Origin of the sequence: Acinetobacter sp. YH12239 (assembly GCF_013417635.1) — a bacterium.
Classification (GTDB): Bacteria; Pseudomonadota; Gammaproteobacteria; order Pseudomonadales; family Moraxellaceae; genus Acinetobacter.
In genome coordinates, this window is sequence record NZ_VPDP01000033.1 from 1 (window position 1) to 10,902 (window position 10,902).

11 protein-coding genes are annotated in these 10,902 nt (G+C 34.0%); 5 read left to right on the forward strand and 6 right to left on the reverse strand.

Going from position 1 to position 10,902, the window contains the following annotated elements; genetic code table 11:
* Positions 1-587 precede the first annotated feature (587 nt).
* Positions 588-1,343, reverse strand: a complete 756-nt coding sequence (locus FTV17_RS14865) for a hypothetical protein (protein ID WP_180000619.1) — start codon at positions 1,341-1,343, stop codon at positions 588-590.
* Between the two features lie 221 nt (positions 1,344-1,564).
* On the opposite strand from FTV17_RS14865, the gene FTV17_RS14870 reads away from it, so the two are divergent.
* Positions 1,565-2,848: a MobA/MobL family protein gene (locus FTV17_RS14870; protein WP_180000621.1), complete on the forward strand. Its 1,284-nt coding sequence runs from the start codon at positions 1,565-1,567 to the stop codon at positions 2,846-2,848.
* Here FTV17_RS14870 and FTV17_RS14875 read toward each other — a convergent pair.
* The gene (locus tag FTV17_RS14875) at positions 2,832-3,065 is read right to left on the reverse strand and encodes a hypothetical protein (protein WP_257219970.1); all 234 of its coding nucleotides are present in this window, start codon (positions 3,063-3,065) and stop codon (positions 2,832-2,834) included. The two genes, FTV17_RS14870 and FTV17_RS14875, sit on opposite strands and share 17 nt — an antisense overlap.
* Positions 3,066-3,853: 788 nt before the next feature.
* Between FTV17_RS14875 and FTV17_RS14880 the strand changes: the two genes are divergently transcribed.
* Entirely contained in the window at positions 3,854-4,132 is a 279-nt protein-coding gene (locus FTV17_RS14880) for a type II toxin-antitoxin system RelE/ParE family toxin (RefSeq protein ID WP_180000623.1), read from the forward strand.
* Between the two features lie 17 nt (positions 4,133-4,149).
* Positions 4,150-4,467 carry a HigA family addiction module antitoxin gene (locus FTV17_RS14885; RefSeq protein WP_180000625.1) on the forward strand — a complete coding sequence of 106 codons (318 nt, stop codon included), beginning with the start codon at positions 4,150-4,152 and terminating at the stop codon, positions 4,465-4,467.
* 76 nt (positions 4,468-4,543) lie between these two features.
* Here FTV17_RS14885 and FTV17_RS14890 read toward each other — a convergent pair whose 3' ends face one another.
* Positions 4,544-5,491 (reverse strand): hypothetical protein, encoded by a 948-nt coding sequence (locus tag FTV17_RS14890; RefSeq protein WP_180000627.1) that lies wholly within the window; start codon positions 5,489-5,491, stop codon positions 4,544-4,546.
* Between the two features lie 31 nt (positions 5,492-5,522).
* On the opposite strand from FTV17_RS14890, the gene FTV17_RS14895 reads away from it, so the two are divergent.
* Positions 5,523-6,206, forward strand: a complete 684-nt coding sequence (locus FTV17_RS14895) for a hypothetical protein (RefSeq protein WP_257219971.1) — start codon at positions 5,523-5,525, stop codon at positions 6,204-6,206.
* 137 nt (positions 6,207-6,343) lie between these two features.
* Here FTV17_RS14895 and FTV17_RS14900 read toward each other — a convergent pair whose 3' ends face one another.
* Positions 6,344-6,865: a hypothetical protein gene (locus tag FTV17_RS14900; protein ID WP_180000629.1), complete on the reverse strand. Its 522-nt coding sequence runs from the start codon at positions 6,863-6,865 to the stop codon at positions 6,344-6,346.
* A 447-nt stretch (positions 6,866-7,312) separates the two neighbouring features.
* Between FTV17_RS14900 and FTV17_RS14905 the strand changes: the two genes are divergently transcribed.
* Positions 7,313-8,773 (forward strand): hypothetical protein, encoded by a 1,461-nt coding sequence (locus FTV17_RS14905; protein WP_180000631.1) that lies wholly within the window; start codon positions 7,313-7,315, stop codon positions 8,771-8,773.
* Between the two features lie 227 nt (positions 8,774-9,000).
* Here the strand turns inward: FTV17_RS14905 and FTV17_RS14910 are convergent, their stop codons facing one another.
* Positions 9,001-9,522 carry a plasmid replication DNA-binding protein gene (locus FTV17_RS14910; protein WP_180000633.1) on the reverse strand — a complete coding sequence of 174 codons (522 nt, stop codon included), beginning with the start codon at positions 9,520-9,522 and terminating at the stop codon, positions 9,001-9,003.
* A 78-nt stretch (positions 9,523-9,600) separates the two neighbouring features.
* Positions 9,601-10,515, reverse strand: coding sequence for a replication initiation protein RepM (repM, locus tag FTV17_RS14915; protein WP_180000635.1), 915 nt, complete (start codon positions 10,513-10,515; stop codon positions 9,601-9,603).
* Positions 10,516-10,902: the final 387 nt, after the last annotated feature.

The following is a 10,902-nucleotide window of genomic DNA, read 5'->3' on the forward strand; positions in this document are numbered from 1 at the left end:
TTTTAAGGGTCGACAAACCTAGTTTTAAGGGTCGACAAACCTAGTTTAATAGAACCTGTAAAGCTTTTAAATAAATGCTTTCAGGATATCTAAAAGCATTTAAAAACATTAAAAATAATTAAAAGCCCAGGGAGTGAAAAAATTGCCCTATGTTTTCGCTACGCTCAAACTCTATTGAATCTCGCTTTCACTCGATTCGTTGGGGCAATTTTTTAGTTAATTCTTTCTTGAATTCTAAAAATCAAAAGCAAGAATGAATTCGCTTCGCTCATAAAGCTTTTTTACTCGCTTTCGCTCGATCTAGAATCTGATTTTTACATGTGATTTACGCTTTATTAGGCTCTACGGCCTAAAAAGCTGTTTTTCAGAAAGTCGAAGCGCGAATTTTAGTGGTTCGCTCGTAGACACTCGCTCTATAGATACCTTTTAGGTATTTAATTTGAGTTTTAAGGACATTTCTTAATTTATAAATTAAGGATTCATTTAGGGGTGAAGCGTAAAAGGGCTTATTTCGCATTTTTAGCCCTGATTACATTTTTTATGTAGGATTTTATAGGATTGAGCCCAAAACAGGCTGTAATCGCATTTTATGGCTTTTTACGGTGCTTTTGGATGAGTACCTTGTGAAGTTTTTGTCCATTGATGTTATAGGTTGGCAAATCTTCAATCATACGCTGGAATAATTTTGTTTCTTCCTTGAGGTCTTCGGTGTTGTTTTGGATCTCTTTATAGATTGTGGTTTCTTTAATGGCTCTTTCCCAAATAATGCTCTGTAGGAGGGCATCTCTGAGTAGGGGAATATCGCTGTGTTGGATCTGAAGATCCAGGTCTTTATAAAGCGATTGAACTACACCTCCTATCGCGTATTTGAGTTGGTTTTCTGCATTGCGTTTTTTCTGGGCTTCTGTCAGTTCCTTGTGACTTTTCTGCAAAATTTCACGTTTGTGTTCATTCTCCAGCCGGATTCGATTATCTAGGGCGGCTTTTTCAATTTTCTGATAAGACTCTAGGGCGCGATCTAGGCGGAAAAAATTATCCTGATCCATTGTTTGATTGAGTAAGGTCAGAATTTCAATTTCGTTGGCCAAGAGGGGCTGTTGGTTTTTGTCCTTCAGTTTGATTTGTTCAATGAGTGCCTGTCTTGTTAGAAACTGGTTTTTCTCTCGGTCGACTGTTTTGAACAGGCTGAGTTGTTTGTCATTGAATCTGCCATTGGATTGCTGAAGTAGGGTCAAAGCCTGTTGTTGTTTTTTCTTGAGGAAGGGAAGTTTCTCCAGAAATTGCTGCAATGTCGTGAGGTCATTTGAGGTGAGTATTTTCGTAGGTCTTCCACGGGCCGCCATCGCATTCTCCAGCATAAAATGGGTGAGGTTTTTGTGTTTTCAGTTTAGCATAGGCCGGCACGGGAAGAATTAAATAAAATGTGGGAACATTTTATTTAATTCTTAAGCTCGTTTCCGTGTTTTTAATTCGATATAATTACTACGCAATTATATCGAATTAAAAACACTTCTCCTCGTGCTCCGCAGGCTCTGCGAGGCTCCGTGAATTTGAAGGTGGGATTATGTTCTATTGCAACCTGGAACACACAAGCAAAAAGGCCGTGAAAACCCGATCGGGGAAAGTAAAAAATGCTGCCACGGCCAAGAACCGGTTTCACTACATTACCCGGACTTCGCACTTTAAAAATTATAAAGAAAGTGCCTCAGAACAGATCGAGTTTGTGAGATCCGGCAATCTGCCAAATTTTGCTGAAGGAAAGCCAGCTGAGTTTTGGGACGCTGCAGATATTTATGAACGTAGTAATGGCCGTACCTGTTCCAGTTTGGTGGTGGCCTTGCCCAAAGAGTTGAATCAGGCACAGCGGATTGAATTGGCCGAGGCGTTTATTGCTGAGTTCGCAGACCGCTATAGCTATCCCTTTACCTGTGCCATTCATAATCATGTTGGATCGTTGGGTGGGCAAGAGCAACCGCATTTGCATTTTATGTATAGTGAACGACATGTTGATGGCATTGACCGGACCGCAGAACAGTTTTTTAAGCGTTATAACCCAAAGGATCCACAGAAAGGTGGGGCGCAGAAGCTGACAGCTGATGTGTTAGGTATGGGAAAGGCGCAGTTACAGCTGTATCGGCAGAAGACTGAAGAGCTGATTAATGACAGTCTCATGCGTTATGCCCCGACCAAGATGGTGGAAATCAAGGGAATTCAGGTGGAAGTTCCTAGCTTGGTCAGCTATTTATCCAACAAGGAGTACAACAAGAAGCATGGCACACAGCTGAAGGATGTTCCTGTGATGAATAAGGCGGTCCGTTTTGCGCGTGAGAAAGAGCCGGAATTAGTGGCCGAACGGGAAAGAATGACTGCTGAAATTAACCGGTTACGTGCTGAAAATCATTATGAGTTGTATCGTCCATTTTACGAGGCTGAATTAAAAAATCGTCAAGAGATTGAAGAATTGAGCACGCAAGCTGAAACACCACGGACACGGCAGCGTTGGTATGCTCAAGAAAAATTATTGTTTTTACAACAAAAAATGCAGCAAACCTTATTGCAAGATCATCAAACGACCGAACCTTTTAGGTTGATTCAGCATGATTTACAGGCTTATATCGATCTTTTGAATACCGAATTCTTCGATCGACTTGAGAAATTTGAATACTTAAGTGATCTGGGCCAACGGTTAAAGAATTCAGTTATTCAGATAGCCTCTATTGATGAAGAATTGGCATTCATGCAGCGGCAGGTCATCGAACGTGTGCCTTTGCAAATGAGAGACAAGGCAGTAACTCCTGACAAAATAAGGAATCATGATCAGGATAATGATTTTAGTTCTGGTTTTTAGGCAGATTGTTTAAGGCGCGCCATTGCATCAGCAGAACAGCCTCTTCATCTTCCAGTGTAGTTTCTCCAGACTGGATCCGTTCAAAGCGTTCCCAGGATCTTTTTTTATGGGCCCTTTTTTCTTGGGGACTCATGCCGAAGGTCGTAATCGATTGAGCTGTTGCCCAATCCTTGCGATCCATTTTTTTGAGATGCTCACTTGTACTGAATTTTTTCATGGAAATACTTCTGATAGGGACTTAACCGAATTATTTGATCTTTAATTCCTTAACGTGACAGAACCTGATATTGCAACTGCCAAGCTGAATGCAGAACTTTCTCTTGTATTGTAAAAGATAATTCGACTTCTAGATTTTTTTAGCTTCGATAAAAACAAGATAATAATTATAAATCAATAATTTAGACGATTAGTAATGAATTTTAGATTTTTGAGAAAAAAGCAAGATAATAATTATAAATCAATACTTTAGATGATTAGTGATGAATTTTAGATGATTAGTAATGAATTTTAGATTCTATTTTTTTTAGCGTCTAGCCTAAAATTCATTACTATCCCATTTTATTTATTAAGCATCACTATAATTAGTCAAAAAATGAAAAAAACTTCATTAATAATCCAGATTTACCAGAAATTATATATGTAAGAATAAGGAGTACTATTATTGTGAATATCAAAATATCACCCTCGGGGTGATTGAGACCAAATTTAATTAAGTTTGTGTCGAGAAAGCGGTCCAAGATCCAAGATAAAATCATCAAATTTACTGTCAAAGCTGTTACTACCAATTTAGCTGAAGACTCTTCTATTTGTTCAATAAAACTCATTTTTAGATGCCTATGTTATAGCTACTCTCAATAATATTGATACAGATCTTCACAACGGTTTGCAAACTTCGCATAAGAGATTTTATGTTAAATGCCTTGTTATTTCTTGTAAGCCTCAGCAAAGTTTACTTGTGGTATAATGTGTATCGATATACAATATATTTTATGAAGGATATCTCAATTGATAAAAAGTTTTAAATGCGAATATACGCGTCAATTATTTGAAACAGGCAAGAGTTCTAAATTTTCAGCTATTTTGAACGTTGCTACCCGAAAATTGACGATGCTAGATGCAGCAGTAACTTTAGAGTTTTTGAGATCTCCTCCTGGTAATCGATTGGAAAAATTAGAACGTGATCGTTTAGGGCAACATAGCATTCGTATTAATGATCAATGGCGAATCTGTTTTGTTTGGACCGATAATGGACCCAGTGAGGTTGAGATAGTCGATTACCATTAATTTTGAGAGGTATATGTATGATCCATCATAATGGTATGAGAGCTGTTCACCCCGGTGAAATTCTTAAAGAAGAGTATATGCTCCCACTAAATTTGAGTTCTACTGCTCTAGCTAAAAAGTTAGGTGTAACTGCAACTCGTATTAACGATATTGTTTTAGAACGTCGAGGTATTACTGCTGATACAGCTTTACGTTTAGCACGCTTTTTTGGTGGAGATGCTGAAAGTTGGCTTAATTTACAACATCAATATGACTTAAAAATTGCTTATGAAAAAGCTGGTAAAACGATCGAGCAGAGTATTACACCGTATGATGATTTATTGGCATTTGCGTAAAAAATCGTATACCAAATAAAAAAAGCCTAACGGATGTTAGGCTTTTTTATTTGGTATTACAGACATTATTTCAAAATTAATAGCCGAATTTCTGTGGTAATTTTTCCAAATACTGTTTCTGCTGTTGATTTAATACATTTGCTTTATAGTCTTCATGAAGGTTTTCTTTATATAAAAATGTGTACTCTGGGTGTGTCATACTCAATTTTTTGACAGCTATTGCTATCTGTGCAAAATTTTTATTTCTTCCACCATTGCTCATAAAGCCTATAAAATCATTTTGAATTTTTCGAGACTCATTTTTATAGTCAATCCATGTAATATCGCTTGTTATGAAACTTCTTCTAATATCATCATCAATTAATGAACATGCTATATCTAAGTCTTTTTTTGTGAAATTTATTGAATTCCCGATATTTTTAGGAGTGATTTTATCTTCTTTAGATACGGTATTTTCTAAACTTTTAATCATTGATTTTTCTGGATTGAAATAATTCACTACTTTTTCTTTAGATGCAAAAGGTGATTTATTTCCTAATAAATATTTAGGTGAAGATAAAATATTGTAGTACTTAGTATTGTTTACACGTAGACAGAAGTCATCAATTTCTTTTAATAATTCAAACTGATTCCTTTTTTGAGACATTGCTATCTTTATGTGGTTTTCAATAGCAGCGTATGCTTCCCTCCCCAAAGGGAATGTGTACTGTATAGATTGTTGATATGGAAATTGACTAACTAATTGATGGGAGTAGGTACTAGCTTCATCATATGATTTATTCTGATTATTGAACTCACGCCAATTTTGTATAGACAAGTAGGTATATTCCTTAAACTGATTACACTCACCTCTAATTAATTTTTCCATGGGAATAATTTTTTCATTCCTTAATTTAGAAGCAAAAGTTGTAGCTAAAGTTGAATCTGTTAAGTGCGGATTTGGATATGGATCTGATATATCAGCTAGACAATTCACGCTAGTTAGTAGAAAGAAGTAAAAGCATATTTTCTTTAAAAAAATCATTTTATACCCCAAATGTTGTTAATTTAATACGATGTCAGACAAAGCCGGTCATGAAAAAGTTAAAGAAAAATTAGGATTTATATCAACCATGAAAATTATGCTTAAAGTTCTTGCTTTGATGTTAACAGCAATCATTGGATATTATTATTTTATGGTAGGTATATCAAATGGTTGGATAAGTAGTCTATGCCAGAATGTATATTGTCTTGATTTATTACCTTTAGCAGATTATTTAGCAATTTCTTTAGCAATGATCAGTCTATTCTTCGTAATTCAATCACTTGATGGATGGAAGAAACAAGATAAATTTTTCAATGCGAGAAATCTGTGTAATCAACTTATACAGTTTAAAAACCTTTTTAAAGACTTTTTAACATTGGTTAATGTTAAACAAAGTGAAGTAGATTCATTAGTATCTTTAGAAGAACAGAAGAAACTCCTCAAAAGTGTTGTTGTTGAGCTAGGGATGTTGAAAGTAGATCGAGACTTAGGTGAGAAGATCGATCAATTTAGCTTCTTATATAAAGGAGAATTAAAAAATACTTATAAAATATTGAATAAGTGCTTGAATACTATTTTCACTAGAATAGAAAATGAAAAAAATAGTTTTAAAAATGTTCAAAGTTCTTTAGACGCAGATATCCGTAACGATATCCTAGAAGTCAGTAAGACACTACAGCAAATAAATGAAAAATTAAATAAAGAGGCTGATTAAGTTTTCCTAAAATTAACATAATACATGTTATACGAAGTTGAAGAATTGAGACTATAGCCTTAATTTTTATGTGTTTTTTAAAATTTAAAACCTAGACTTCATTCTAGTTTTTTCCATTTCGTATAACAGCCATTAAGTTAAATACCCTCATTCCAAGCTTTATCTAAGCTTTTCAAATTATTGTATGCTTCTTCAAAATCACTTAATTTAAATGTTAAAACAGGAGATGAAAAAGGTTGTTCCCAAACTACTGATGTTACAAGGTCATGCATATTGTTCCATGCTACCCCAAATCGAATCCATTGAACTTCTGATTCAGTCACCATCTGTTCAATCATAATTACATTACAGACAAGATCTAAATCATCAGAACAAATTAAAATTGGTATGACAGTGGATACTGCACCATATTCAGAAGTTTCAGGTTTTAATAGTTTCCATGCATTACTCAAAGGAACGCTATTTTCAAAGTCATATAGCCAACCATGTGCTGGAACGGAAGAATTTGCATCCTTAAAACTAGTGTTTTTACTTATCCATATATTTAATGGAAGTCCATCAATAGCAAAAATAGGAAATGGTTTAGTGTTTCCATTTCCATCCTGAATACATCCTTTGACAGGGTGTTCATTTAATAATATTGCTGAGATCACGTTCATATCTTTTATTTAAATACTTTAAAGATTTCCTAAAATTAACATAATACACGTTATACGAAGTTAAAAAATCGAGTCTAAAAACTTAATTTTTATGTATTTTTTTAAAATTAAGACCTAGGCCAGTGCCTAGTTTTTTTTATTTCGTATAACAGCCATTATGTTAAATGGATAAGAGAAACTGGTGGAAAATTTCTGTTTAAAAAATTAAATAGGACATATTAAAATGTTTTTAAATATTACTTCTAAGTTTTTATTACTTTACTAGGGCGTGTCCTCATTTCATTTTATGAGGCAAATTAGCTCTTATTTTAGTCAATAAACAATCATATTATTTACTAAATAATCAAATTTAGGCATAAACATACTCATTTTTAAGCTATTTCCTCAAATGAGGACAAGCCCTAGTTATATACATAAAATTTTTCTGAATATAAGTGTTTAAATATTATGCATAAAGTTTCTGATCAACAAACTCAGGAAGAAATACAGTCTGGTTATAGACCTATCGTATTAGACTCTTCCTTTGCAATTTTACCATTTAATAATCTTGGAGATCGCGAGTTTGAAATACTCTGCTATTCACTAGTTAAGGAAGAAATTAAGAAAAAAAAACATCAAGGCCTTACAGATATTGTACTAATGCAGGGGGTTGGAGAGAGAGGACGAGACTGTGTACTTTATGGAAAAGATGGTGTTTCTGGATTAATTCAGTGTAAAAAATATACGGGAAGGCTAACCAAACCTCAGTTATTAAAAGAGCTGATTAAGTTTGCACTATATGCTAGTAAGGACTCTTCAATTCTTCCTAATCTTAATAATTTCAAGTATTTGATTTACGTATCGAATGATTTTACTGAACCTGCAAATGATCTAATTCATAATTATAGTCTTAGTATTCTTGATGATATTAATAACGGGAATATTGCTAAGTATATTAGTGAGATAGTAGAAGAATATGAGTCTTTTCGAAAGGAGAGATTCTCTCCTCCATTAGAAGAGGTAAAAAAAATACTTACTAGCATCAAAGTCGATGCAGTTAATGGCACTGATTTAACAAATAGGATCTATGCTGAATCTACAATTTTAAAAAATTTCTTTAATGTTAAAACTGTAGTTTCTATAGATGATGCTGATCAAATTATAAGGAAGGCTTTCGATGACTATGGATTAAAGTTACTTACAGATGAAGATTTGAAGTCTATTCAAGCAAGAATAAGCCAAACAAATCCTGATCATCGAGTTGGTTTTGGTTTCGTCGATTTCTATGGGTACAGTGTTGAATTTTTTAAAAGTTTAAAAAATGAAGAATATCAGGAAATTTTAAATATTGTAGTGAATCTACAAATGACCCTTAATCGTAAGTTATTAGATTTTATAAATACAGAAATACGTAATTTAATATTTTCTGAAGTTACTTGTAACTTGTTAAGAACTAGGAAAATCCATCAAATTAGTGTTGATGTATGTGCTCCTTACTTATTTAAACGAGTCACTCAAAGTGTAATGAAGCAAGTAATACCAGATTTCCTTTTAGATGAAAGTCAATTTGGAAAGTCAGAATCTACTGAAGATGTGATATCAGAAGTAGTTGAAAGACTCATGAAAACATGTGAGCGAATTATGGCTGGAGATTACAGTGAGCTTGTTGGAGATGATGACTTAGTTGAGATGAAGAAAGACTTATTCAGACATACATATCACGGACTAGCCAATATTACTGCTGCACGAGAACGTATGGAGTTAGATTTACCAATATTGATTCCAGTATTAAAAAGTATGGAGAGTAAACTCAATCAATCAATTTCGGACACAAGAACAGTAGTAATTTCTGATAGCTCTTTTTTAAACAATAAAGAAAAATTAAGAAAAATATTAGAAACTTGCAACAAAATTGGACCACTGTTATAGAAATACAGATGTATATATTTAACTTATATGGATTTTGTATTTTTTCTAAAATTAACATAATACACCTTATACGAAATGCAATTTAAATTGTGTTATAATTCAAAAGCCTAGATCCAAGTTTATAGCCCGAGCATCCCTGTTCGGGCTTTTTTTATGATTTTTCACGTTCCACGTCTATTCTTTGACCAATGTTTCACAACTTTGATTAGCTCAGTTGAATAGTACCCTTAGCCATTCGGCAGAAAAAATCGGCTTAACCACCCTCTTTTTGGCTGTTCCGGCTCTACCTGCTCCGGCACTGGAATCCGCTTATTTTCCGTCTGCTCCGGAGTAGTCAATCTGTCATATTTTTGTTCAGGTTCTAACTGCGGATCTGTTGCTGTTTCAGGCTCAATTTTTTGATCGGAAAACGTAGTCATATTGGCTTTTGGGGCTTCCAATAGGCGTTGCATCGTTTCAATTTGGTTTTGATAAAAAGATTCCCGGTCTTTGGCATCATCAAGCTGATTTTTCAGCATGTCTATTTGTTGTCTAAGCAGTAAAACTTCTGCCGAATTTGGACTGTCTATTTTTACAGGTTCTTTTACATCCTGTTTTTTGACGGGTTCCCCAAAAACACGAATTGCTTCCGCTAGATCAATCTTATTCTCAGAATTTTTACTTAAAATTCCTTTCTTTATGTTGTTATAAATCGTTTGTCTATTGATGTTGTAGAGCTTGGAAAGTTCAAGAACTGTAAGGGTTTTCATGCTGTAAACCTATGCCTAAACTTGTCAAAATTGATTGTCTATTAGACTGTCTAATAGACAAATGATCAAGTCTATAATTTAGGCAGCTTTAAACCCGACTTTTTCAAGGAAAGGAATAAATTCCTTTACTTTTTCTGAATCTTTGAGCATCTCAGCAAGCCTTACAGCAAATTCAGGATAGCTTTCAGTTCCTTGAGAATAGTTGCTACTTACTTCTGGGAGTTCTGATAGTTTGTTAGCAAACAAGTGACGTTGTGCATCAGTTAATTTAGGGAAATCAACCTTTGTATTTTGTGTTTTAGTTTTTTTCTGGGTTAGTTTAAAAGAAAATCCTGAAATGATTCGACCTGTTTTATGTTGTTCGTATTTAGCAGTTATATCTGTTAGCTCATTAACTTGTTTAATAGCAAAATCTAGAACATAACTTTTGAAGTTACTCATAGTCTTATACTGATTAACTTCAACGCCTAGTTGCTGTCTAAATGTTTGTAAATCAAAAACAGGAGTCTTTCCTGCGGATCTCCATTGAATTAACAATTCATACAAACGAATTGCATAAGTACTGGTTAATTTAGCGACTTGCTGTAATTCATACTTAGTAAAGTTTTCTTCTAAGCGAGTAATAAGAGGAACTATGTCTTGAGTGAAGCGTAAAAAAACAATCCCTGAATTTGGTTCATAACCAATTTTATCTACCCAACGACAGTGAAAACTGCGGTCTTTCCCCGTTTTAGGGCTAATGTCATGATAAGTGACATAACGGTCAAATAAGCTTTTAGATGCATCTCTCAGAACTTTATAAGCAGTATGTTTTTCAACATTAAAAGTATTTATATAACTACTTGCATGAACTTCAAGGAGGCTATTTTCTGTAATCCCATGTCCAGTTTCTCTGGCTTCTGCTATCGCAAGTAAAATTAAGCGTTGTTCTACCGTATCAAGTGTATAACTTGCTTGAACTAAAGCATTGTCTTTAACAATTAATTTTGACATTTCTCTATTTATTATCTTAACAACTAGGTCGTAAGATAGACTATTCAAATTGTTTTGGCAATTCTCTTTTTGCTAGGTCGATAAACCTAGTTTTAATACCCTTTAAGACTAATATAATTTCACCACCTTTAAAGGCTTTTAGGCTAATAAACCTTAGCTTAGTGATTGTTTTAAGAGCAAACTTAATATTAAAGAAGTAAAAGGTCGACAAACCTAGTTTTAAGGTCGACAAACCTAGTTTTAAGGGTCGACAAACCTAGTTTTAAGGGTCGACAAACCTAGTTTTAAGGGTCGACAAACCTAGTTTAATAGAACCTGTAAAGCTTTTAAATAAATGCTTTCAGGATATCTAAAAGCATTTAAAAACATTAAAAATAATTAAAAGCC